Annotated in this window: 18 protein-coding genes; 5 read left to right on the forward strand and 13 right to left on the reverse strand. The window is 42.1% G+C overall.

Annotation, left to right across the window (positions count from 1 at the left end):
• The first annotated feature begins 242 nt into the window (after positions 1-242).
• Positions 243-1,040, forward strand: coding sequence for a transposase (locus tag QUA62_RS25365; protein WP_333407524.1), 798 nt, complete (start codon positions 243-245; stop codon positions 1,038-1,040).
• Between the two features lie 131 nt (positions 1,041-1,171).
• Here the strand turns inward: QUA62_RS25365 and QUA62_RS25370 are convergent, their stop codons facing one another.
• The 12 genes from QUA62_RS25370 to nadD all read right to left on the reverse strand — a co-directional run bounded on the left by QUA62_RS25370 (position 1,172) and on the right by nadD (position 18,328).
• A complete protein-coding gene (locus tag QUA62_RS25370) occupies positions 1,172-3,424 on the reverse strand; it encodes a glycosyltransferase (RefSeq protein ID WP_333407525.1) in 2,253 nt (750 codons plus the stop codon).
• Positions 3,425-3,426: 2 nt separating this feature from the next.
• Positions 3,427-6,837 carry a glycosyltransferase gene (locus QUA62_RS25375; RefSeq protein WP_333407526.1) on the reverse strand — a complete coding sequence of 1,137 codons (3,411 nt, stop codon included), beginning with the start codon at positions 6,835-6,837 and terminating at the stop codon, positions 3,427-3,429.
• 60 nt (positions 6,838-6,897) lie between these two features.
• Positions 6,898-9,195: a glycosyltransferase gene (locus tag QUA62_RS25380; RefSeq protein ID WP_333407527.1), complete on the reverse strand. Its 2,298-nt coding sequence runs from the start codon at positions 9,193-9,195 to the stop codon at positions 6,898-6,900.
• A gap of 139 nt (positions 9,196-9,334) precedes the next feature.
• Positions 9,335-10,537, reverse strand: coding sequence for a DegT/DnrJ/EryC1/StrS family aminotransferase (locus tag QUA62_RS25385; protein ID WP_333407528.1), 1,203 nt, complete (start codon positions 10,535-10,537; stop codon positions 9,335-9,337).
• A 57-nt stretch (positions 10,538-10,594) separates the two neighbouring features.
• On the reverse strand, positions 10,595-11,368 hold the full coding sequence (locus QUA62_RS25390) for a class I SAM-dependent methyltransferase (protein WP_333407529.1): 774 nt from the start codon (positions 11,366-11,368) through the stop codon (positions 10,595-10,597).
• 180 nt (positions 11,369-11,548) lie between these two features.
• Positions 11,549-12,163, reverse strand: coding sequence for a class I SAM-dependent methyltransferase (locus QUA62_RS25395; RefSeq protein WP_333407530.1), 615 nt, complete (start codon positions 12,161-12,163; stop codon positions 11,549-11,551).
• 39 nt (positions 12,164-12,202) lie between these two features.
• Positions 12,203-13,114 (reverse strand): hypothetical protein, encoded by a 912-nt coding sequence (locus tag QUA62_RS25400; RefSeq protein ID WP_333407531.1) that lies wholly within the window; start codon positions 13,112-13,114, stop codon positions 12,203-12,205.
• Positions 13,115-13,388: 274 nt separating this feature from the next.
• On the reverse strand, positions 13,389-14,216 hold the full coding sequence (locus tag QUA62_RS25405) for a class I SAM-dependent methyltransferase (RefSeq protein WP_333407532.1): 828 nt from the start codon (positions 14,214-14,216) through the stop codon (positions 13,389-13,391).
• A 182-nt stretch (positions 14,217-14,398) separates the two neighbouring features.
• Entirely contained in the window at positions 14,399-15,010 is a 612-nt protein-coding gene (locus QUA62_RS25410; RefSeq protein WP_333407533.1) for a DUF5678 domain-containing protein, read from the reverse strand.
• Between the two features lie 21 nt (positions 15,011-15,031).
• Complete coding sequence (locus QUA62_RS25415) at positions 15,032-15,985, reverse strand: GDP-mannose 4,6-dehydratase (RefSeq protein ID WP_333407534.1); 954 nt, start codon at positions 15,983-15,985, stop codon at positions 15,032-15,034.
• A gap of 416 nt (positions 15,986-16,401) precedes the next feature.
• Positions 16,402-17,421, reverse strand: coding sequence for a type I glyceraldehyde-3-phosphate dehydrogenase (locus QUA62_RS25420; RefSeq protein WP_190656404.1), 1,020 nt, complete (start codon positions 17,419-17,421; stop codon positions 16,402-16,404).
• 190 nt (positions 17,422-17,611) lie between these two features.
• Positions 17,612-18,328, reverse strand: a complete 717-nt coding sequence (gene nadD, locus QUA62_RS25425) for a nicotinate (nicotinamide) nucleotide adenylyltransferase (RefSeq protein WP_333407535.1) — start codon at positions 18,326-18,328, stop codon at positions 17,612-17,614.
• Between the two features lie 962 nt (positions 18,329-19,290).
• Here nadD and murC point away from each other — a divergent pair.
• The 4 genes from murC (at position 19,291) to QUA62_RS25445 (ending at position 23,051) form a co-directional block, all read left to right on the forward strand.
• The gene (gene murC, locus QUA62_RS25430; RefSeq protein ID WP_333407536.1) at positions 19,291-20,847 is read left to right on the forward strand and encodes a UDP-N-acetylmuramate--L-alanine ligase; all 1,557 of its coding nucleotides are present in this window, start codon (positions 19,291-19,293) and stop codon (positions 20,845-20,847) included.
• 150 nt (positions 20,848-20,997) lie between these two features.
• Positions 20,998-21,954: a UDP-N-acetylmuramate dehydrogenase gene (gene murB / locus QUA62_RS25435; protein WP_190656399.1), complete on the forward strand. Its 957-nt coding sequence runs from the start codon at positions 20,998-21,000 to the stop codon at positions 21,952-21,954.
• A gap of 62 nt (positions 21,955-22,016) precedes the next feature.
• Positions 22,017-22,367 (forward strand): YbaB/EbfC family nucleoid-associated protein, encoded by a 351-nt coding sequence (locus tag QUA62_RS25440; protein ID WP_333201879.1) that lies wholly within the window; start codon positions 22,017-22,019, stop codon positions 22,365-22,367.
• 180 nt (positions 22,368-22,547) lie between these two features.
• Positions 22,548-23,051, forward strand: coding sequence for a low molecular weight protein-tyrosine-phosphatase (locus tag QUA62_RS25445; RefSeq protein ID WP_333407537.1), 504 nt, complete (start codon positions 22,548-22,550; stop codon positions 23,049-23,051).
• A gap of 1 nt (position 23,052) precedes the next feature.
• Here the strand turns inward: QUA62_RS25445 and QUA62_RS25450 are convergent, their stop codons facing one another.
• A complete protein-coding gene (locus tag QUA62_RS25450; protein WP_333407538.1) occupies positions 23,053-24,261 on the reverse strand; it encodes a hypothetical protein in 1,209 nt (402 codons plus the stop codon).
• Positions 24,262-24,276: the final 15 nt, after the last annotated feature.

Here is a 24,276-nt window from a genome sequence, read left to right on the forward strand (position 1 = left end):
AAACGAGTACCAATGGGGCAATAAGTGGTCAACCAATAAGTAATTAATGGGAACCAAATTAATGAGATAGTTAAATTTGGTAAATCCAGAAATCTTTGTAGTTTTCTGCGCCGACTTTCGGTTGTAATTGGATAGGGAAATACCCGGGAGAGCCGTTCTAATCTCACTTGTTTTTCTGATTGTATCAAGGGTAGCAAGATTCCAATCAGTTTAAATTGAGCTGAACTTAGTTGTTTTTTTAAATGAATGAGGTAGAATGTTGGTATCATTATTTTTTAGATAGGCAAGCGTGTAACAATTATGCTGCCTATTTTTTTTTAGCACACATTGGCTCAATCCTTACAAAGGTATGGGTTTCAGGCTGGTTGTTACCCCCCCAGGATTTAGGAAACTGGCTTAAATCAAAGGGTGTGTCGTTTTGCTTGAGACTCAAAAAGAATCAGTGTATCGAAATGGAACATTTAATTTGGCAACGGTTAGATGAATTAGGAATAGTAGCAGGAACCTCTTTGTATGTTCAAGGAAAAAGAGTGAGAAAAACGCGACCTACCACCGGATTTGAGCTTGCTTGTAAATGGAAAAGAAATTATGGGAAATATCAAGTTAAAGAAGCTTGGTTTATTCTCACGGATTTAGGTTCATTGCCAGCAGCAATCAATGCTTATAAGCAGCGGATGGGCATTGAAGAAATGTTTCGAGACTGTAAAAAAGGAGGCTACGATCTTGAAGGGACTAGCCTCAAAGGAAACAGACTTATTAATATGATTCTCCTGATGACGCTTGCCTACAGTTCGGCAATATTTCAAGGCACTGAATTGAAAAAAAAGCAGGTACAAAAATATGTATCTCGTCGCAAAGAACCCAAGAAAAAATATCGTAGACGGAGTACATTTGGTGTTGGCGTAGATGCCGAAAAGTGGGTTGATTATCTAGAACAATATGCTTTGGAGATGCAACAGTTAATGAATTTAACTCCTTCTAAACGTCACTTTTATGAACAAGGTCTGAGGGCTGCAACCCTTATTCGGTCTATATCCTAAGCCTCTTTGTCACCCCCCCAGCAAAAAATCAAACCTTTGCCAAATCAGGCTTTTGGCTGTTTCGACTGTAAAGCAAGCTTCATAAGTTCGGTAGAGCCTGTTTAACTTCCTCAGAGATTCGGTCTGAACAACTAACTGATAGACACACAAGTTTCTATCGACACCACTTTCCTAAACGGAAAAACATCATAAGCAGCGCCACCCCGCCAAAAGTTATGACCCTCAGCAGATAAATAGTAAGTTTCTAAATCATATTTGAGCCGACCTATCATTCTTTTATACTCGTACTCAAAATTGTCAACTGCATAAGCCGGATTTTGCAACTGCAACTGATTTAAAAGAATTACTTTTAAATTCTCCTCGTGTCCTTCAGTACCTGCACCACGAAGCACATGATCCACACAGTGAATAGATTTTCCTTGCGGACGCAGAAACTTGCGTATGCCTCTGAAAACATCTTGAAGGGCTTCTCCAAAAATATGTTCTAGCACGGAAATTGAAAATATGCAGTCAAAAGAAGCAGGATTGATACCTTGGATGTTCGGTTCAAACAAAGCTCTAATGATTTTAACATCGGGATACTGCTGCCTATATTTCTCATATTCTATCGGCCCATTACCCGCACCCTCATAAGGGTCAACTATTGTTACCTCATACCCCAACTCAATTAGAAACCCAGCAACTGCCGGAATACCACCACCGACCTCTAACAGTTTACCACCGAGGGGCACTTGGCTTAAAATCTCTTTCACAATCCAAGGCCTTTGCACATTTTTTAAATCCCCATTTGGTTTGCACAGTTGAGGAAGGTAATCGGCACTATCACAAAAATCTCGTGCTGTAGCATAACTCATGGCTTTCGGGCTAGTAGGTTTCCCATACCTCTCGATCAAAAACTGCTTAGACTCAGACTCCAACAACCGAGTGGGAAGAATTGAAAATTGCTGCTTTTCGGCTTCTATAGCGTGCAATTGAGACTGAAGTACCGCTAACTTTTCTTGTGTTTGATGCAGTTGAATCTTGGTTTGTTCCAGTTCCCCTTGCGTCTGGCGGAGTTGAGTATTTGTATTTTCCAATTCCCCTTGCGTCTGGCGGAGTTTAGCATTTTTATTTTCCAATTCCCCCGCGCACGGCTGCATTGTTTCTATCTCGGCAATTTTCTCTCCTGTTACTTCTTCGTTGGGAGGTTGCGGCGTTTGAAACTCTAAACTTCTGCTCAATGTAGTTGCTTTTGAACTCCAAATCTTTTCATAAAATGACTTGAGACTTTCACTGTTTGTTTGCCAGTTAAGATTATTTCTAGCAAAGTTAACAGAGCCACAACTTAACTTTTCGTACAAGTCTTGATCGTTCAATATTAATTTGACCGCATCAACAATACTAGCAGCATCAACAACTGGCAAGATGAAACCATCTTTCTTATGTTCCATCATCAGAGCAATATTTGTGGCTGGCAGAATGACAGGCTTTCCCATTGCCAGAAATTCGGGAAGTTTGGAGGGAAAGCGATAGTCATTAAATTTATCCGACCGCCCTGGCTGAATTAAGAAATCAGCTAACGCCATCACATCTGGCATCTTGCTGTAATCTATATACCCCAACTCTATTGAATGCTTCTTAAGCCATTGTTCGCCTTCACCTAAAAACTCACAAGTGTCCATGCCAGTGCGTATCAATACAGCGGGTAAACCTTCGCGGTTCATTAAAGCAACAGCTAAATAAATACTCCTAACTTCATGTTTATTGCCTGCATGAACGTTACCTGTGTAACAAAAAATAATGCTATCTTTAGGAATGCCAAAGCTCTCAGCAAGCTGTGAATTTTTCCGCCTAATAAAAAAATGCTTCGTGTCTGCACCCGGCCACAGAGTGAGACTGGGAACGGAATCGGGAACAAATTCTTTTAACTTCTCAATAATGACTGTTACGCCATCTGCTGAAGCGAGGAACTCACGATATAGTTTTGGATGGGAAATACGTTCGGGAATTTCTATAGAATCAATGGATGCCAGAATTTCTTTTAAAGGTTTTTTGATATTTTTTTCAATAATATATTCTTCATTATCTTCTAGGTGAATTACCAACTTGAAGTTATAGATTGATTTAAGTTTTTCGCAGTAAATTCTGTTGACTTCACGCGGTGTCCAAGCATGGACAATATCAGGCTCTTTTCCGTTGCGAAAAAAGTCTTTCAAATTAGAAATCTCGCTAAATTCTGTAACTGTGTAGGAAGTATTTTGTAGTAAAGCTACAGTGTGCTTGTCACGGGGAACACATACCACACAATCTAACCCCTGAGCAATCAGGTTATTAGCAAAATGATGAACGTGAATAGCACTTTGTGAATGAAAGTCGTTGTAAAGAACAAACAAAATATTTTGCATGGCTATGCCCGAATAGTGTAATCGTTGCGTTCCGAATCAAAATTAGGATTATAGTAGGAATCTCCTTGCTCTATATCCATTTCCCAATGATCTAGGAGCAACATTCTATCTACTGAATCGTCATATCCTTGCCGCCTTACAGGTTCGTGGGAAATTAAAACGGCTCGTGGGGTCAAAATAATTCGCTTGCCATCTTTTTTCAGACGCAGACAGAAATCAATATCTTGAAAGTACGCAAAAAAGTGTTCGCTAAAACCTCCTATCCTGTCAAATTCACTTTTCTTAACCATCATACACGAATCAGTTACGGCTGATACTTCTCTGGCACAGACTAGAGAACCCGCATAACCATCGGAATTGGAAGGAAAACCTTTCATAACCCAATTAACTGTACTTTTATCGCTTAAAACTAGACCTGAGTGCTGTACACTTCTGTCCGCGGAAAGCAAGAGCGACCCCACTGCACCGACATCAGGCTGTTCAGCGTAGTAAAGAAGGTGTGTTAGCCAATCTTCAGTTATAATTTCAGCGATATCGCTAAGAAAAACAAGGTATTCACCTCGTGCAGATTTTGCTCCTAAATTGTAAGCGCGAGCGGGTGTAAATGGCTGCTGCAATTTAATGGATTTAACAGATATTTGATTTGACCAGTTCAAAGATTTAGGGGTATCTGCTGTTTCACTTTCAACCACCAACACTTCAAGATTAGGATAAGTTGACTGGGAAATGCTATTTTTTAAACAATCTTCTAGAGGTACATCGACATCTTTAACAAGGATAATAATGCTGACAAGAGGATTTTGATTTCTGGGTAGCGGGTTGATATTTACCCTGTGTCCGCCTACGCCCGGTTCCGCTTTCGCTGGCAAACCCAACCGCTGCAAATGGGAATTAACAGCCGCTTGCTGCAACGGCTCAATTCCGGCTTTGGCATTAATATCTGCAGCAATGCTTCCCCGAATCTTTCGCCAGTGGTAGAGCATCTTAGAAATGTGTCCAATTTTGTTGGTTACTTCAGAGATTCGCAACAAAAACTCGTAATCCTGAACGCCATCATACTCGCTCTTAAATCCCCCGACAGCTAATGCTAATTCTCTGCGGACACATAAAAGGTGTCCTGCATACATGACTCCTCGAAAATATTCGGGAGACCAAGCTGGTTTATAAAAGGATTCAACATAGTCAAGGCCAGAAAAGTCAATCTTATCTTCGTCAGAGTAAACCGCATCAAACCCTTCCGAAAGCTTGTCTAGGCTGTCTTGCAAAGCTGTTGGAGCTAAAGTATCATCGTGATCTAAGAAGCAGACGTAATCTGCAGTTGCCATGTTGAGAGCGTGATTAGTAGCTGAACTAATTCCACCAGGCTCTGTGAAAGCAATTTTAATTCGCGGGTGTTTTTTAGCTAAGTCTGCCAATACACTGCGAATTTCTGGAGTTTTAGATCCGTCATCAGCAATGCACCACTCCCAGTCTGGTATTGATTGAGTGAGGACGCTCAAGGCTGTTTCGACAAACCAATCTAAAGAGGAATTCCAGGTTGGAGTGATGATACTTATTTGAGGGGTTGTCGTGTTAGTGAAAGGAAGTTGTGATTCCATGACAGGGTTGAGAATCTGCCAAAATTTTTCGACACTTACTTCAGAGAGTCCTAATAAATTTGGGTAGTAAGATTGCAGGTTTTGATCGTTGTTGTTATCCAGTTTGCTTTCAATAGGAATTCTTGGCTGAGGAAGGGCTGCTAACCCTGAATTTACTGGTTGCACTGGAGACGGTAAACGCCCTAAACCTGTCTGAATTTGTTGTAAATAAGAACGTGATCGTTCTAAATCGGCTTGAATTTTTTGCAATTTGGAAATTGCTGGTTTTTGGATCGCAGGTTGAGGGAGTTGCTGTTGAATTTCGGGTTTTTCTAATACGGGGTCAGGCACACAAGATAGGCAATATTCTATTGCTTTACCTTGACTATCTTTGAATAAGGGAGTTAATTGTATTGGAGCGTCCCGAAACTGCTCCGGCTGAGAATTCAGGGGTATTCGCAGGCTAAATCTAGCGTTTTCTGCATTTTCTATATTGGGATAAGCCTGCTTAACATCAGGACTGGCGATGCCGAGAGTCAAATCAAAGTCTGCAAACTCTTGACCGGCAATTAAAACTTTAAAACCGTCCACCGTTCCAGCATTCAATGAGACCGCCCATCCGTCTAAGCGCAATCCTTGGTTGTCGATCACAGCTACATCAACATTGCCTAAAGCTGGTATAATTTCAGTTTTTTCGAGACTTTTTTCTTGATGTAAAACAGGCAAGCTCTGAATTTTTTTATCATTTCTTTTCTGCACCTTTGCCGATCGCGTTTTCTCTACAATCACAATATCTTGCATACTGGTGAAGTAGCTTCTTCCAGACCAATAGCCGTAGTATTTTCCTGTCACCTCTAAGCCACTGTATTCCATCCACTCTAATAGTAAGGCTTCTTTGTAGCCGATCGCGCTCTCCGGCACAGCCAAATCGTTTGTAAAGCAATCTTCCAGTTTATAGCTAATATCCAGAGTGCTAAGGCCCTGCGCGATCGCTAATTCTGATTCTTCATTCAGCAGAAAACAGGTACAAAAACAACGACCGCCTAGTTTGAGCACTCGGTTAATTTCCTCCAAATAATGCTGCACTTCCTGTGCTTGCATATGAGTAAAAACAGAGGTGAGGAAAATAAAATCAAAACTTTCATCGGCATAAGGAAAGATGAAGTCTACTGCTTGTACCGTTCCGGTGGGGTTGTACATCTGGTTATAGATGTTTACGGGGCGGAACTTAAAGTGAGGAAAACGAGGAGTAATGTTTTGTTGAGCCCAGTCAATCAAACTGCCGATAATATCAAATCCCTCGTAGCTTCCAGGTCGTTTCAAGTAGTAGGCTAAACCATAGGCTAAGCGGCCAACTCCACAACCGATATCAAGAACGCGGTCTGTGGGAGCCAGCCCCCCCATTTGAATGAAATAAGCTAAGAAGTAATAGGCTACCTCGAAATCGCTACCCACCAACGCGATGTATTCTTCAGTAGGTTTCGGCAGAGAAGGATTTAAAGCAGTGATTAGAAGATTGCCTTCGCACCCCTTAAATAGGGGGGTTACAATAACTAATGAGTTGCTAAAATGCCACTGAATGATAGGTACTTCAATGCTAAATCGAGCATTGCCAGCGCTATCCAGGTAAGGGTAAATTTCTTGAATATCTGGGCTGGAAATGCCCATAGTTTGCTCAATTTTGTGAACTTCTACGCCTGCGATGGAAACCTTAAAGCCACTTACTGAGCCGGAATTGAATGAAGCTACCCAGCCATCTAAGCGCAATACTTGATTATTAATTGTGGCTAGGTCTAGTCTACCTAAAGTTAGTATCGGTTTAGTTGTTTTTAGCATTTTGTTTATTTATTCCATAATTACAGGTTAGTGAGTAGATACTCCCACAATCTTATCCTATTACCCCCTGGCTTTGACGGCAACTGCCTGTCGCACCAACTGTTTCCACTCAGCAGAGTTGGTCAGCGACTGGATATCGATTCCGCCTTCTTTCTCTAAAGAAAACTTAGTAAAACTCTCTAACCAGTTTAAGATTGTTTCCGATTTTGGAAAAGGGGTACATTTCAAAGATTCCTGCAAACACTCTTTCATTTTGATCGGTTCACCACTCTGATAAGCATACCAGGCATCCCACACAAGGAGTTGGTAAGGTGTCTTACTTTGTCCCTCTTGCTCTCTAGCAATAGCTTCGCTCAAAAAACGCGAGTGCGCCAATTCCTTTTGAAATTGGTAAGATTGAGATTTTTGTAGATTTAATTCACTATTAACTTTATGCAGTTGAGACTTCAATACCTCTACTTCCCGCTGAAACTCACTTATTTGGAATACTGACTCTTCTAATGCTTGCTGAGTTTCGTGCAATAGACTTTCTGATTGCGTTAAATCCTCCTGAGTTTCACGCAGCGCATTTTGAAACTGCTTCATAATTACCTCAGTTTTGTGCAATTGAGCCTGAGATTGCTCCAAAACTACCTCAGTCTGATGCAGCTTTGTCTCTGATTGTTCTAATTGCTCTTGAGTTTCATACAACAGAGACTGTGATTGTTCTAAACCTTCCTCAGTTTTGTGCAATTGCTCCTGAGATTGCTCTAAAGCTTCCTCAGTTTTGTGCAATTGCTCCTGAGATTGCTCTAAAGCTTCCTCAGTTTTGTGCAATTGCTCCTGAGATTGCTCCAAAACAGTCTCCGTCTCATACAACTGAGCCTGGGATTGTGCTAATAAACCTTCAGTCTGTTGGAGTTGGGCCTGGGATTGTTCTAATAAACCCTCAGTATGAAGCCACTTAGTCTCAGATTGTTCTAATTCCTCTTGAGTTTCATACAACTGAGCTTGGGATTGTGCGAATAAACCCTCACTTTGTTGAATTCTAGCCTGGGATTGTTCTAATAAAACCTCAGTCTGATGCAGTTTAGTCTCATATTGTTCTAATTGCTCTTGAGTTTCATACAACTGAGCTTGGGATTGTTCTAATAAACCCTCAGCCTGTTGAAGTTGAGACTGGAATTGTTCTAATAAACCCTCAGTCTGTTGAAGTTGAGACTGGGATTGTTCTAATAAACCCTCAGTCTGTTGAAGTTGAGCCTTGGATTCCTCTAATTGTACCTCTATGGAGCGCAAATGACAGTAGGTTTGCTCCAAAACCGCCTCAGTCTGGTGGACTTGAGATTGAGACTGCTGTAAGGCAACTGTACCAAAAACATCTTGCTCTCCAGCCAGCTTAATTAAATCTGAAAAATCAAAAGAATATTTCTGCTTTAACTTTTGAGCCAGTTCTTTCTGGCTATACATTTGATATAAAATATCAAAGCAAAAGTATCTGTGAGCAGGATTGCTATGTCTAATCGCAAACATAGCAATAATAAAGGGAGCCAACTCTACTTCAATATCTTTTATATTTAATCGCGACTCTATTCCCTCTATTCTTGCACTTACAGGAAATATATCTAAAAATATATTTAATGTGTCTGGACTAATATAGTTTTTCAGAATCTGACTAAATTCCAGATGATGTCTCATCTGAGTCTCTGGTTTATTGCCGCTCGCATTCGCTTCCTGCAAACGAATCCGAAATTTTACTAGGGACTCTGGCATAATAAAAATTTCATATTTTATGCAGAGCCGTATCCAAAAATCAAAATCTGGCAATAGAGCAAACCGCTCGTCATATAAACCGATATCATCATAACAATGCTTGCGAATTAAAATACTTGGATGGCACAAGCAGTTTCCATTAAAAAAGAAATGCCTTAACCACTCAAATCTAGTTCTATTAGGTTGTATAAATACTTGGCTGTAAAAATGGTTTTCTTCTGTGATTTTTTTTCCTTCCTCATCTATAATTTGGGCATAGCCAAAAATAGCCCCCTTTTCTGGATGTTCATCTAAAAATTTAACCTGCTTTTCCAGTTTCTCTGGCATCCACGCATCATCAGAGTTAATCACTGCTATGTATTCACCTTTTGCCTCTTGTATACAATTATTCATCGCTGTACAAGCGCCCTGATTTTGCGAAAAGCAAAATAGTTTAATTCGCGCATCGTCAAATCTTTTCATTACATCTACAGTTCCATCGGGCGAACCATCATCGGTAATTATAAATTCCCAGTCTTGATAAGTCTGGCTTAAAACACTTTCAATCGTTTCTGCTACATACTTCTCATGGTTATAGGAAGCCATCACAACTGATACTTTTGGCATAATTTCTTTCCCTTTAAAATTTTAAAAGTGTATCCCAATAATTTAGAAGCATTTTTTAGGCTAAATTAAAATAAGACGAATTGAACAGCATTGATTATTATAAAGAAGTTCAGATATTTGTCTCCCCTAATTTAACTAATTAAGCAAGAGGTAAACTTTCTAATTTCCCTCTGATTTTTTCACCCTGTGCAACGACTAACCCGATTATCTCACAGATTTGACTAATTTCGCATAACCCCACTGCCGTACCTGTGGGTAGCAGTAACACCCGTTGCACCAGTTTATCTGTTTCTGGCAACAGTAGTCCTGCATGGGGAAAGTAAGAGCGATAGGGTTCCATTTGATGACAACCTGGATAAAAATAGCGACGAGCAAGTACATTCTCCTTAGAAAGAATATTTATTAGTTGGTCTCGAGTAATGTGAGTTAGAGACTCATCAACTTCTAGTACAATGTATTGATAATTACATCTTTCAGTTTCTCCGTAAGTGAATAAGGAAATGCCAGGAATGCCAGCTAGTTCATGCTGATACTGCTTGTAATTGGCATAATTGATAGAGATAAAGTCATCAAGACTCTCCAGGGAGGTTAATCCCATTGCAGCCGAGACTTCGCTCATTTTACCATTAGTGCCGATGTAAACAACATTATCATAACCAGCAAAACCAAAGTTTTTCATCAAACGTATTTTAGCAGCTAGTTCGTCGTTATTAGTAACGATCGCGCCGCCCTCAAAGGTATTGAAAAATTTGGTAGCATGGAAACTGAATACTTCCGCCTCACCAAAGTTACCAATCATCTGTTTCTTGTAGGAGCAAGCAAAAGCATGGGAAGCGTCAAACATCAACTTGAGGTTGTGTTTCCGAGCAATCTCGGTTAAGGCTTCTACATCACAAGGCTTTCCCCACACATGAACTCCTATAATACCACTGGTGCGCGGCGTAATCATTGCCTCGACTCGCCAAGGGTTAATGGTGTGGGTGCGAGGGTCTACATCGCAAAAAACGGGGGTTATCTCTTGCCATTGTAGAGCATGAGGTGTCGCGATGAATGTGAAGGAAGGTACAATCACCTCACCACAAAGCCCTGCGGCTCTAATGGCAAGTTCCAGCGCTACTGTCCCGTTACAGGTGGCGATGCAGTGCTTGACTCCTAGTAGGCTACCGATTCGCTCTTCTAATTCTTGCACATAAGGGCCGTTGTTGGTTAGCCATCTCCTGTCTAACATACCATTGATGCGTTGGAGGAGGGAGGCGCGATCGCCTATGTTGGGCCTTCCTACGTGGAGTGGTTCGTTAAATGTCGGCTTACCACCAAATATAGCTAAGTCTTCTATTTCCATTGTGAATTTGAATATTTTAGGTTATGAGCAGGACTATAGAAACTTGGTAATTATTTATCATTTATACACATAAACAGTATAAGCTTCCAAGTTGTAATCATTCCTAATAGTAAAGTTTTTGCTAACTTTTTTTGCCAAAAAAGCTCCTAATTCATCGAAAGGTAAATAAAATAAAATGTCACTATAACATTCTTGTGTATGAGGACAGAAAACATTGAACGCTATACCCTTTTTGCAAAAATTAAATACTTGAGCCACAAGTATTTCAAAATAAGACTTCATCTCTTCAAAAGATAAAGAAAACTTGGCTGTAAATACTGCGTTCATAATAATATAATCAAACTCTGGTAGATTAGCTTCTCCCTCAAGAATATCTAAGCAGTAATACTGATTGTGAGGAAACTTTGACTTGGAAATATTAAGAGATTTTTCTAAGATATCGAGTCCACTATAATGGATATTTTTTGCTAGGTTATTTTCAATAATATATTCATATAGATGAGATGTTCCACACCCAAAATCAAGGAGTGTTACTGGACTATTAATGTTCCAGTCCACTACCTCAAGTATAACTTTATAAAAAATATCTGCATGATTTTTTTCAAGATAACCCATACCCAAATAATTATCACCATGATTATCTAAAAATGATTCACAAGCTGATATAATATTTGTATATGCCGGAGCGCCCCTTGTTAGAGGGTGGTCGGACAAATTTGTTTGGGGAAATTCTGTTACTCGCTGTGGTTGTCTCCATAACAAATCTGCTTGAATTTTTTGTAGTAGTGCTTTGCTGTTTTGCAAAGATTCTCTTATTTCTTGAATATCCATGTTGCCCTACCTCTTATTTTATTACGAATCAATTTCAGCCTAACACTGTTTAGTTTTAATCTTATCAAAGTTATTTGATTCTCTTTTTTTAAACAATTAATAGGCTTGCGGTTTTTTACTTTCGGTTTGTAAACTGGGTTTATCAAACCTCTTTCATCTCTATCGCGCATTTAAATGGCATTACTTATATATATAAGTGGTGTATTCATATAAGCCATAGTCATTTCTAATGACAAAATTACGACTAATCTTTTGGGTCAAAAAAGATGCCAATACATCTAAGGGAAGATGAAATAAATCATCCCTTTCCCAATCAACTTGCTTGGACATAGCATTAAAAGCTATTCCTATCTTTGCATATTTAAAAACTTCACATATCAATGACTGAAAGTAATCTAGCATATCTTCAAAGGAAAGATTGACTTTTTCAGTAAAAACTCCATTCATAACCACATAGTCAAATACAGGCAGATCAACTTCTCTCTCTAAAATATCTAAATAATAATATTTATTGTGAGGGAATTTAGATTTTGATAAGTTAATGAATTTTTCTGATAAATCTAACCCACTATAGTTTATGTAGGTTAATTTATTCTGAATCACATATTCATAAAGATGAGATGCTCCACAGCCAAAATCAAGCAATGTTATATCGCATGAAGTATTTTGTTGAATTATTACTTCAAGCATTATTTTATAACGAGTTGTCGCGTCTTTTAGGTTAGGCCAATCGACGCCCAAATGATTATCCCCATATCTTTCCAAGCAAGACTCTAAATGAGATACTATGCTCATATATTTCTTGTTATTTGTATTCATAAGTGATGGTTCCCTTTATCTAAATTCTTCACTACGGTAAGAAGGAAAGTAATTATTGCACTGATTACCAGTCATCAAGTTTATATCTGCATAGATTTGAGGCTGAAAAACACGACCACAAAAATAAGTAGTTTTAGTACCACTAGACCATCTTCGCTTAAAAAGGGTCAATCCGTCTGTACCTTCATTGTTAATTCCTGCTCCTCCACCCAAATTGATCCATTTTAGCTTTAGTTCGGAAAAATATTCAACCGCCGACCAAATCAAACCATAGGATGCCTTGATATCGTAGCCTATGTTACTAAGAGCTCCCAGATGGTAATAGGCCACATCACCATAAACATACCACAAATTGATTCCTACAGTTAATGAGTCATAGAGAGCTCGAAACATAACTATTCCCGGAACCTGTAGCTGCTGGCACAAGGTTAGGGGAGAAAAGGTTGCAATACCCTTGATTTGACGTTTGGTAATCAAATTTTGGTAAAGGCTTACCCATTCTTCTGCATGGTTGATAGGTTCTGTGCAATTTTCTACAAAAATACTTTTAAGTGATTTTTTTATGTTACGGATGTGATGTTTAGATATATAACTATCGCTCGGCAAGTTCAAATCCATTACAAAATGCTGTTTAAAAGGAATAACTATGTCTTTAAAGCATTGCTTTAGATAATGAAAATCATATTCACCAAAGGGATCTGCTACTAAAGATAAACAGACTAATTGCTCCCCTAAATCTTCTATATCTGATTTCAAGTTAGACCAGTTATTGCAACAAAATAAAGGATAGCAAGCCATAGCATCAAAATAAGAGGTTTTAGGAATCTGACGCCGCAATATCCAACCTTCGCATTTAGTTAATTCCCAGGGGATGCCAATGTTTAAGAAAGATTGAGCATATAGGGGATGACTGTAACCAACAAGCATAGTAGTTCTTAATTATTTATTTTTGAGCTTCACATATTACCAAGCTATCTTTGCAAGTCTCTAGATTGTTGAGATATGGAATCCGACTAATTCTCCCTTCCATATTTCGCAGTTCAGAAAAACCAGCTTCCTACAACCTGCGATGTAATTTTCCTCGATCGTACAACCATTGATATCCGCAACAACGAAAAGTAATATTAACATTTCCCGGCGTGTTTTGATAAACAGATAATCTGAGAACTTCTGCTTTTAGGTGGATAAAACTAACAGTCCACTAATTTTGAGGTAACTGTAATATAGCATAGTCAGCCCCTCTATTTAGATCGAATCTCTCTAAAATTACACTATATTGAGATTTTAATTCAGTATAAACCACATTAACTGACTCCCAATTAAAGCAATCATCCATAACAATAAAGCCCCCTGCTTTTATTCGAGGTAAATACAAATTAACATCTAACATTACTTTCTCAGTATCGTGATTGCCATCAATGTGTAGCAAATCGAAGTAAATATCATTCTCAATAAAATAACTAATGGCTTCTTCTGATGTTTTTCTAAGTAAGATACAATGCTCTACTAGCTGGTAATATTCAATCAAGTTTAATACATCCTTATGTAATGAATCAAAGTCTAAAGCTAAACAAAATTTCTCGATATCTTCTGTAAAAGGAGTATCATTTTCTAATGCTTCTTCCAACTTGTAAGGGTCTATCCCATAGGCTATTCCATGTGTTGATAATTTATGAGCAAGTGCTATTGGCAATAACGAACGACCTCTATAAACTCCTATTTCTACAGTCGTTTTTAGGTTGTATGTAAAAACTAAATCTGCCATTATAGAGGCTTTTTCAAAAGGACATCCTCCCCCAAAATCCCATTTTATTGTCTCTAGCAAAGTATTAATCTGTTCATATATTCTCAGTTTCGCTGAAACGGGCGATTCAACCCAACTGAAATTATTAGCATGAGAGAGTGATGGCTTAGCTAATTGATTGGAGGTTTTTTTATTAGTGATTATACAGTCATGTTGTACTTGTTGTAACCAAGAGCGCGATCGCTCCAAATCCGCTTTAATTTTTTCTAATTTTTCCGTATTCATCTAAAAAATGACCAGTCTAAACTTGGCTAATATCAATATCACCTCAAAGATTCTACCACAAAGAGCGAAAGGTTATACCACAAAGAGCGATCCCGCTGCAACAAAAAAGTTTTCTCATTGAATTGGATATATTTGCTTTAACCCTACTGAATAAAAATTCACTTAAACTCGATCGAGGCAGTTCACTGAGATCGCCGCTTAAAAATAATCGTCTCCTCAGCTTGCTTAAATTCTATATCAAACAAATCAAACACCACTTCTCTCCCCAAAAGTATTTCCTGGCAAGCATCTGTTTGCGCCCAAGCGACAGGCGCAGTAAAAATATGACCATCCAACTCTATTTCAATATCTCGTAGTAGATATTCGATACTGCCACCAACTCCCTCAGCTTTACTAATACTCTCTCCAGCAGTTCTACTACAACCCCAATCTTCACCCAGTTTTTTCGTGATTAAGCTAAGTTCGGCTCCAGAATCCACCAGTATTTGGACATTTTCAGAACTCTGAACTTTGAGCGCCACTTCATATCTGGGCTGCCAATCGTGAGATTTCAAAGACCTCATTCTGACAGGGTAAAACCTAACAGGCTCAATAAACTCGCTTTCAAATATGCGATCAATTACATAACCCAATTTAGGTGTATCAGCAGGAATCCCGTCCTTCATCTTTCGATAATCGCGATCGGGACTAATCACCCCTTTGTTAGTATAAGCTATCCATTCACCTCGATATTTTTTCAACTCTCGGCGATGGGCTTTATACCACTCCTTAGCTGTTGCATATTCTGCATCCATATTTCACCTCATAATTTTCCCTCAAATCATCCTCGCTTCCACCATCATCCGCACCACATCAGGCATCTTATACTTCGCCTCCCATTCCAACTTTTGTTTCGCCTTAGCCGGATTTCCCCTCCCAACTGCAATCTCCGTCGGTCTGTAAAGACTCGCATCGGTTACTAAATGTTCCTGCCAATCCAAACCCGCAGAAACAAACGCTGTTTGCACAAACTCCTCCAAAGGATAACTTACACCCGTTGCAATTACATAATCGTCCGGTTCTTCCTGCTGCAACATCAAATACATCGCCTCCACATATTCCGGCGCCCAACCCCAGTCCCGCTGCACTGAAATATTTCCCAAATGCAGTTTTTCGGAACTACCTGCAGCAATTCGGCAGACAACAGATACAATCTTTTGGGTAACAAACCTCTCGGGCCGCAGCGGCGACTCGTGATTGAACAGAATACCAGAACACGCAAACAAATTGTACGCTTCCCGATAATTCGCTACTTCCCAAAATGCCGTTGCTTTCGCCACCGCATAAGGACTTCTGGGGCGAAAAGGCGTATTTTCATCGGCTGGATTGCCTCGGGTATCCCCAAAACATTCGCTGGAACTGGCGTTGTAAAGTTTGATTTTTCCGCCTGTAAACCGAATTGCTTCTAAGAGATTCAATGTGCCTGTGGCAATGCTTTCGAGGGTTTCTACGGGCTGTTCAAAAGACAGACCGACAGAACTTTGACCTGCTAGATTGTACACCTCATCAGGCTCTATTTTGGCAAGCACTTGCAAGACGCTGCGAAAATCGTTGAGAGACATGGATTCTAGTTTTACTCTCTCTCGGATGCCCAAACGGGCTAGGTTTCCGAAACTAGACATTTGGGCGTCCCTGGATGTGCCGCAAACTTCATAACCTCGATCGAGCAACAGTTTAGCTAAATAAGTTCCGTCTTGACCTGATACACCACAAATCAGCGCTTTTTTCATATCATATTTGGTTGCCCAAACTACACCGTAGCTGTTGCTCTTTTTCCAGTTTTTTAACTTTTATAGTCGGAATTTTTATTTTTTTAATATTGGGGATTTTCCGAAAACTTACCACAGCAAGTTTAATCGCTTACTACGAACAAACAACAAATTTATCATCAAGCAGGCCCGAAAGCCCGATCGTAGTATTATGGCAAAAAGTTCGATAGCTGGGAGTAGCAGCTTACAAATATAGTAGGGACACGGGACTGCCCTGTCCCTACTATATTTCATCTTCTACTCGCCAACTATCAACTGCCAAAAGTCTCGACCGCTCAAAAAGAGAAATAACCAGTCAGCTAGAAATCGACTCAAAAGTACAAAATATCAGGATTTTTACCTTCTGCCGAATGACTAAAGCCTTCTGGCTTCGGGTACTAGGCTTCCCAACGTTCGGCGACCAATTCAGCCAAGTCAACCACCCGCTGACTGTAGCCCCACTCATTGTCGTACCAAGCCAACAACTTCACCATGTCGCCATCCATCACCAGCGTCAAGCTGGAATCCAGAATCGAAGAAGCATCACTTCCGCGATAGTCGCATGAAACTAAAGGCAAATCGTTGTACTCCAAAATCCCTTTCATGGAGCCAGAGGCAGCTTCTTTGAACACTTGATTTACTTGCTCGGTAAAAGTCTTTTTCTCTACCTGAGCCACAAAATCAACTACCGACACATTAGGAGTCGGGACGCGCATGGCGATACCGTTTAACTTGCCCTTCAATTCCGGAATCACCAAAGCCACAGCTTGGGCTGCTCCGGTAGAAGTCGGCACAATATTCATTGCTGCCGCCCGGGCCCGCCGCAAGTCGCGGTGGCTGGCATCCAGCAAGCGCTGGTCGCCAGTATAGCTGTGGGTAGTGGTCATCATGCCTTTGACGATGCCAAAATTTTCGTGCAGCACTTTCAGTACAGGAGCCAGACAGTTGGTAGTACAGCTAGCATTGCTGATGACTGTGTAGTCACTGTGCTTGTAGTTGTGGTGGTTGACTCCCATCACATAAGTGCCAACTTCAGAACCCTTGCCGGGAGCGGTAATTAGCACTTTTTTAGCGCCGGCAGTGATATGCTTCGATGCACCAGCTTGGTCAACGAAGACGCCGGTCGATTCAATAATCAGATCAATACCCCAATCTTTCCAAGGCAAGTTTAGCGGGTTGCGATCGCTCACGCATTTAACTGTCTTGCCGTTGAGAGTAATGGAATTTTCATCCGCACTGATGTCCACATTCTTCAACGTTCCCATCATGGAATCGTATCTCAGCAAGTGAGCATTACTTCTGGGATCGGAAGTGTCATTAATAGCTACCAACTCTAGCTGGCTGTTTTCTCTGCCCAGCCAGCAGCGCGCAAAACTGCGCCCGATACGTCCAAAACCATTGATCGCGACTCTAATCACCTTGTACCTCCTAACGATGGCAGCCTCTAGCTCAGGCTTAAATTTTGAAAAAATTTAAGAATTGACTTATGAGACAAGATCATATCGCAAAGGTCGATCCTTTCTAACTTTTTGTGTCGATCAAAAAAGCTTGAACTTTTCTAGAAGGCTGAAATTGCAAGGCCGAAGGCATTAGGCTTTCTGCCGCTGGTTACTGGTAAAGCTGATGGGCTGCAATATAAGTCCCGACAACTTCCGGGACTAAGTAGCGGAGGTCGATCCTTTCGGCGCAGCAGCGGCGGATGTGGCTCGACGAAATCTCGATCGCAGGCATGGACAGCACCTCCCAGCGAATCTCCACGTCCAAAAGAGCCATTTGTTCGGCAACTCGTCGGCCCACAGCATTTGCCTGAACCTGCATCCTGTCCCCCGCGGAAGCGAGGGGTTTTCCACCCGGACAATCTCCCCACTCGGACAGTTCCCCAATCTCCGCGCTTTCTGCCGTCTCTCGATCTCCCTGAGTCGGACGTGGGGCCACCAACCAGTCGCACAACCCGGCAATTTCGCCGCACCGGTGCCATTTGGGCAGAGTAAGGAGTGCGTCACTACCAATAATCCAGTACCAGCTATGATCGCCTGGATACAATTTTTGCAAATACAGCAGGGTGTCGATCGCAAAAGAACTGTCGGAGGGATTTGCCGACCGCGGCGAAATTAGGAAGTCGGGGCGATCGGCGATCGCCAGAGCGAGCATTTCCCGCCGCTGCTCAAAACTTGCCAAATCCGGGCGCCACTTGTGAGGAGGAGAGCGATCCGGTACCCAAATGACTCGATCGAGAGCAAATTGACTCGCAGCCGTCTCGGCTACCAACACGTGACCCCAGTGAACCGGATCAAAAGTCCCCCCCAAAATCGCTATTTTCCCCATATTTCCCCAAAATCAGGATTAATACAGACTTTGCGCCAATTTTATGTTTATACACTTTTAACCATAAGCTCGTTTATTAGAAAACCCTCGCTTCACATTGGGGACAAACCCTTGGACGACCCGAGTTTCGACGATCGTCCTGGAGGCTAAAACCGATTTTGTTAAACCCCTTAATTCGTTCAAACCTTCAATCCGAGTTCAAAAACCCGGTTCTGAGGGTCGGAGTGGTTCCGGGACTCGGTGATTAACCTTGCCCATATTAATCCCAACTTGTTTTGATTGCGCGATCGACCGCCTGAGCATTCGTTGGTTGGCGGCTCAAAAAGTTTTGACAGTAGATATACTTTTTAGCGCAGTGGTAAAAACTTTCAGGGCTGCCAAGAGGGTTCATCGGCTTCTCGATCGAGCCCATGATTTGGTTGGCTCAATGGCTATTCGACTATTCCGACTAACTACATAACTTATATATACAATATAGTAAAAATATATACTATAGCTGCGCTCGTGTCAATCTCTGACTTGGGCGAGATAATGACCGTAAAGGTAGATTTATGACTGTAAAAGGAGCGAAATTTGGTTATACGTGGTAGTGTTTGTAAATCCTTATGGGTTTTACCCTCAATCTTGGTAGAAAGGTTGTGGGGCTTTTGCTACCGTATCCGAGCACAGCAGGCGGATAGAAATAGAAAGAATGCAGGAGTATGCAAGCACCCAAATTAGTCTGTTGGGCCAGACCCCAGACCGCGTTTTCTGTTACCTGCTATTTTCGAGCTGTGACTGTTCCGGAAAACTACTCGGTACTAAGTCATATAGGATACAAGACAAACATCTCTACAAGTCCCGCAAATCTAGGGACGCGCAGAGAATTTTGTACAAAATCTCTAGCGAACTGTATCCTGAAAAAACAATTCTTGATATGATATCGCGTGTTATTGGCGTGGTGTGGTGTGTGAGGAGCGAAGATGCCGAGTTCTGTTGATTTCAGCGGTAGACCATTTCATTTCATCGGCATTGGTGGGATTGGGATGTCAGCCCTAGCCTACATTCTAGCTAAACGCAAGTTGCCTGTGTACGGCTCCGACATTAAATCGAGTCACATAACCGAGCGCTTGCAAGGAATGGGAGCTCATATTTTTTGGAGTCAAGACGCCAGCAATTTTGAACTATTTCAAACGGCCCTTAACGGTAGCAGTCCCGACTGCGGCCAACAGGAAAGGGCAGTATCCTCGATAGTCGCGGGTACGGTAGGGACTTCTGTCGCGACAGCCAAAGCTCTCCAATTGAACGGCAACGGTTCAAGCGCCCAAGCAATTGGGGGATTGCCTCAAGTAGTATGTTCGACGGCTATTCACCCAGCCAATGCCGAATATCGAGCTGCTTTAGATTTGGGCTGTCCGATTTTTCATCGATCGGATGTGTTGGCAGCCTTAATTCAAGATTACCAAAGCATAGCGGTAGCCGGGACTCACGGCAAAACTACTACTAGCAGCTTAATCGGCTTCATGCTGATGGCGGCGGGTCTAGACCCGACGATCGTAGTAGGAGGCGAGGTAAATGCTTGGGAAGGCAATGCCCGTTTGGGAGAAGGCCCCTACTTAGTTGCCGAGGCTGATGAATCCGACGGTTCTCTCGTCAAGCTGGTTGCCAAAATTGGCATAGTGACGAATGTAGAACTGGATCATCCAGACCATTACGATACCCTTGACCAAGTAATAGACACATTTAAGGTGTTTGCCCAAAACTGTCAAACCTTGGTGGGCTGCATTGACGACCAAATCGTCAAAGACTGCCTTCAGCCTCATGTCAGTTATAGCTTGCAGCCGGACAGCGGTGCTGACTACACGGTTTCGGGCGTGGAGTACGGAGCAGAAAGCACCAAGGCACGGATTTGGGAGCGAGGAACTTTCCTAGGGGAAATCGAGTTGAAGTTGCTGGGTACACACAATCTCAGCAATGCACTAGCTGCGGTAGCAGTAGGCCGATTGTTGGGGTTAGAGTTTTCGGCGATTGCCAAAGCGATTGCTGGCTTTGAAGGAGCTCGCCGCCGTTTTGAGGTGCGGGGTTTTCACAATGACATCCTGTTTGTGGACGACTACGCCCACCATCCTAGCGAAATTCGTGTCACCTTGGCGGCGGCTCGCTTGCGGATCGAAGGTAGCGAAAAAAATCCCAAATCCCGAAGAGTGGTTGCAATTTTTCAACCCCACCGTTACAGCCGGACTCTGACATTTTTGCCAGAATTTGCTCAATCTTTTGGGGATGCTGATTTGGTTGTGGCTTGCGATATTTATAGTGCTGGGGAACCCAATTTAGGAGAGATTAGCGGGCAGCAGGTTGCTGATTTGATTGCTAAAGAAGGCCGAGAGGTTGAGTTTGCGCCTTCCCTGGAGTCAGTCACTAAGTTTTTAACCAAAAATCTGCAACCGGGGGATTTGGCTCTGTTTTTGGGTGCTGGTAATCTGAATCAGATTATTCCAGAGGTTATGGCTTTTTATCAACAAGCCGATCGCCCCGATTAGCTCGCCAACTGAGTAGAGTCGATCGACATTATGGCGTTGCACGTTGTGCCGAAACTTCTGTCGGGCGGCTCGCTCAAAGCGGCCACATAAGTTAGCTAAATGGATTTTCAACCACGTCTTTGAGCGAAGGTATTTTTAAGGATTTTCAAGATGGTGACTATCTCGAATGACTCCTCTGTTAAGGACAATCGGCGAGTGTATTCTCCTATTTCTTTGCGGGGAACTGATTGCAAGATTAATTCCCAAGTTTCGCTGGCGGGTCTGACTTCCTTCCGAGTCGGCGGCCCTGCCGAGTGGTACGTTGCTCCCCGCAGTATGGAGGCTTTGCAAGCGAGTTTTGCCTGGGCACACGATGAAGGGATGCCGGTGACTCTGCTGGGTGCGGGTTCTAATTTGTTGGTGAGCGATCGGGGTTTGTCCGGTTTGGTCGTCGCCACTCGCTACCTGAAACAGGTGAATTTTAATGCAGAAACAGGTCAAGTGACAGCGGGGGCGGGAGAGTCAATTCCCCGCCTCGCTTGGTTGGCCGCTAAACGGGGCTGGAAAGGTCTAGAATGGGCAGTCGGCATACCGGGTACAGTGGGAGGGGCTGTGGTGATGAATGCAGGCGCTCACAGAGGCTGTACTGCTGATATTCTAGTCAACGCTCGCGTCCTATCGCCTGGTGGTAAGGTGGAAATTCTGACTCCCCAAGAGTTGGAGTACCGCTACCGGACTTCGGTGCTGCAAGGGGGCGATCGGCTAGTAACAGAAGCGACTTTCCAATTACAGCCGGGATTCGACCGATCGCAAGTAATGGCAGAAACTAATGACCATTTCAGCCAGCGGCGGACAACTCAACCTTACCACTTACCGAGCTGTGGCTCAGTCTTCCGCAACCCCGGCCCCAAGACGGCAGGTTGGTTCATCGAACAAGCAGGACTGAAGGGATATCAGATCGGAGGCGCACAAGTAGCTCAGCGCCATGCTAATTTTATTCTTAACTGCGGGTCGGCAACGGCCAATGATATTTTTCAAGTGATCCGCCACGTTCAACAGCAAGTCGAGCAGCGGTGGTCGCTGTTGTTGGAGCCAGAAGTTAGAATACTGGGAGAGTTTCCCTTCTAAGGCATCATTGAAGTAATACGGAAACGGCAGACTGCCAGCCCACACACCATCACAAAGTAGCTATGACAAAATCAGGACAAGGATTTGGCTTCGGCCTGGGAAAAATGAAAGAACTGACTGAAGCTTTCAAAAAAGCTCAGCAGGTTCAAGAAGGAGCTAAAAAGCTCCAAGAAGAGTTGGATTTAATGGAAATTGAGGGAACTGCCGGCGGCGGCTTGGTCAAGGTTTTTCTCAGCGGGAACCAAGAACCCCGCCGCGTGGAAATCTCACCGGATGCCCTCGGTGAAGGTGCTGATGTGGTTTCTGAACTCGTCACGGTGGCGATGCAGGATGCTTACGCTAAGTCTACGATGACGATGCGGGAGAAAATGGAAGAACTCACCGGTGGACTAAATCTCCCCGGTTTCGGTTAATCATGAGTCATCAGTCATGAGTCATCAGTCATTAGTGGTTAGCTATCTGTGTTTAAAAAGGAATCTATAGCTAATGACTGATTGATTTCTATCAAGCACGAAAATTTTGGAAAAAGGGGAAAGGAAAAATTTTCTTTCTTCTTTCCCATTAAAAATTACCAATTACTAATTATCAATTAAATGTCTTATAAGTTATTGTTTGTCTGCCTCGGAAACATCTGCCGATCGCCCTCAGCAGAAAATATTATGAATCACTTAATTAAAGAAGCTGGTTTGAGCGATCGTATCACCTGCGATTCGGCCGGAACTGCTAGCTATCACATTGGCAGTCCCCCTGACAGGCGGATGGCATTGGCGGCAAGGAAGCGAGACATTGAATTGCTAGGCGAAGCCCGCCAATTTGCCAGGAAAGATTTTGAAAATTTTGATTTGATTCTGGCCATGGATCGGGAAAATTATCGCAATATTCTTGCCCTGGATGCGGCTGGAAAGTATAAAGATAAAGTGCGACTGATGTGCGATTTTTGCCAGAAATACGACCTTAAAGAAGTGCCTGATCCTTACTACGGTGGCCCGGAGGGATTTGATCGAGTAATTGATTTGCTGCTAGACGCTTCAGAGGGTTTGTTAGAGTACGTAGTCAGTCTGAAAAAATTAACAGTTGGCGGTCAGCAATCAATTTAAATTAAAAAAGTGCCTTTTTCCGCCCGAATATTAGCAATGCTGTAGGGGGGACAACGCTAATAAAGCTCGTAACTAGGGATATCACAGTTGTTCCAGATCCCGCTCCCAAAATGATACTGGGTGACAAAGAAAAAGTTAAACTTGTCAATACAAAATGGGGATAATTGATACTCAAAGCAGCAATTGGCAGCAAAATAGATGGATACCAAGGCATTAGCCAAGGTGTAGCAAACAAAAACAAAGTGAGAGTCGTCCATCCAATATCTGATACCAAATTAATTTCCGAATCTTTTTTGCGGAATAATGATTTAATCAACGTCCCTGCATAGTAAAAAATCCAGCTTAAATAGGCAAAATATTTGAGGAATGATAGAATACTTTCCCTAGTTTCAACACTTACAGTGGGCCAAAAATTCATAAATAAATTCATCGCATGGTGAAACGAACGAGCAGTCGCCCCGGCGGTTCCTGGATTTAAAAGACTTCTCCAAGCTGAAACTGTTGGCATAAATGTATAAGTTATCACCGCGATAATTAATAAAGAAAGCAAGACGGATGCTGCTAAATCTCTCCACCGACGCTGCTTGCAGAGGAAAGCAACAACTAAGGGCAACCAAATTATAGGTAAGGTTTTTACTAAAAAACCTACCCAAATTGCTAAAATTGCAAAAACATAACGTTGGTAATAAATACATCCTATTAAAACGATCAATGTATTGGCAAGAAGAACGTCAAGGTGAGCATTAGCTATTTGCTCGTTCAATAGCATGGGATTGACTAAATAGGCCAGTGTTATGAGGTTACGGTTTTCAGCATTTGTTAGCAACCGCCAAATTAAGTAGGCATTGAGCGCGTGTACCAACACGCAGATTATTTTAAAAATATAAACTCCCAGTAAAGGGCTAATTGCTCCACCAAGTGCTGATAGGGCAAAAAAGAATAAAGAAACTGGGCCGTAGGTAGAAGTTTGCCCCCAGTGGAGGAAGGGAGATACGTTAGAAATTAAGGTATCAGGATTATTCAAATAAGGATTAATTTTATGTAAGCTCATCGTTCCGTAATGCAAGTACATATAAATGTCACTGCTTTGGGGATAAGCTATGAGGGCAAGTGCCAGAAAGGGGATTGCATACTTGCAAATGTCTAGAAAGCTGGAACAGGGCGTTTTTTTTTGAATTAACCAGATAATATATGTAACTGTTGCTATCAAGTAGGAACCGTTAAT

The sequence above is a fragment of the Microcoleus sp. MON1_C1 genome (assembly GCF_036701945.1).
Classification (GTDB): Bacteria; Cyanobacteriota; Cyanobacteriia; order Cyanobacteriales; family Microcoleaceae; genus Microcoleus.

Coding starts and splice junctions, on each gene's coding strand:
- QUA62_RS25370 (WP_333407525.1), bottom strand. CDS start 3,424: ATGCAAAATATTTTGTTTGTTCTTTACAACGACTTTCATTCACAAAGT.
- murB (WP_190656399.1), top strand. CDS start 20,998: ATGGTGACTATCTCGAATGACTCCTCTGTTAAGGACAATCGGCGAGTG.
- nadD (WP_333407535.1), bottom strand. CDS start 18,328: ATGGGGAAAATAGCGATTTTGGGGGGGACTTTTGATCCGGTTCACTGG.
- QUA62_RS25385 (WP_333407528.1), bottom strand. CDS start 10,537: ATGGAAATAGAAGACTTAGCTATATTTGGTGGTAAGCCGACATTTAAC.
- QUA62_RS25390 (WP_333407529.1), bottom strand. CDS start 11,368: ATGGATATTCAAGAAATAAGAGAATCTTTGCAAAACAGCAAAGCACTA.
- QUA62_RS25400 (WP_333407531.1), bottom strand. CDS start 13,114: ATGCTTGTTGGTTACAGTCATCCCCTATATGCTCAATCTTTCTTAAAC.
- QUA62_RS25395 (WP_333407530.1), bottom strand. CDS start 12,163: ATGAGCATAGTATCTCATTTAGAGTCTTGCTTGGAAAGATATGGGGAT.
- QUA62_RS25405 (WP_333407532.1), bottom strand. CDS start 14,216: ATGAATACGGAAAAATTAGAAAAAATTAAAGCGGATTTGGAGCGATCG.
- QUA62_RS25375 (WP_333407526.1), bottom strand. CDS start 6,837: ATGCTAAAAACAACTAAACCGATACTAACTTTAGGTAGACTAGACCTA.
- QUA62_RS25365 (WP_333407524.1), top strand. CDS start 243: ATGAATGAGGTAGAATGTTGGTATCATTATTTTTTAGATAGGCAAGCG.
- QUA62_RS25445 (WP_333407537.1), top strand. CDS start 22,548: ATGTCTTATAAGTTATTGTTTGTCTGCCTCGGAAACATCTGCCGATCG.
- murC (WP_333407536.1), top strand. CDS start 19,291: ATGCCGAGTTCTGTTGATTTCAGCGGTAGACCATTTCATTTCATCGGC.
- QUA62_RS25415 (WP_333407534.1), bottom strand. CDS start 15,985: ATGAAAAAAGCGCTGATTTGTGGTGTATCAGGTCAAGACGGAACTTAT.
- QUA62_RS25410 (WP_333407533.1), bottom strand. CDS start 15,010: ATGGATGCAGAATATGCAACAGCTAAGGAGTGGTATAAAGCCCATCGC.
- QUA62_RS25380 (WP_333407527.1), bottom strand. CDS start 9,195: ATGCCAAAAGTATCAGTTGTGATGGCTTCCTATAACCATGAGAAGTAT.
- QUA62_RS25440 (WP_333201879.1), top strand. CDS start 22,017: ATGACAAAATCAGGACAAGGATTTGGCTTCGGCCTGGGAAAAATGAAA.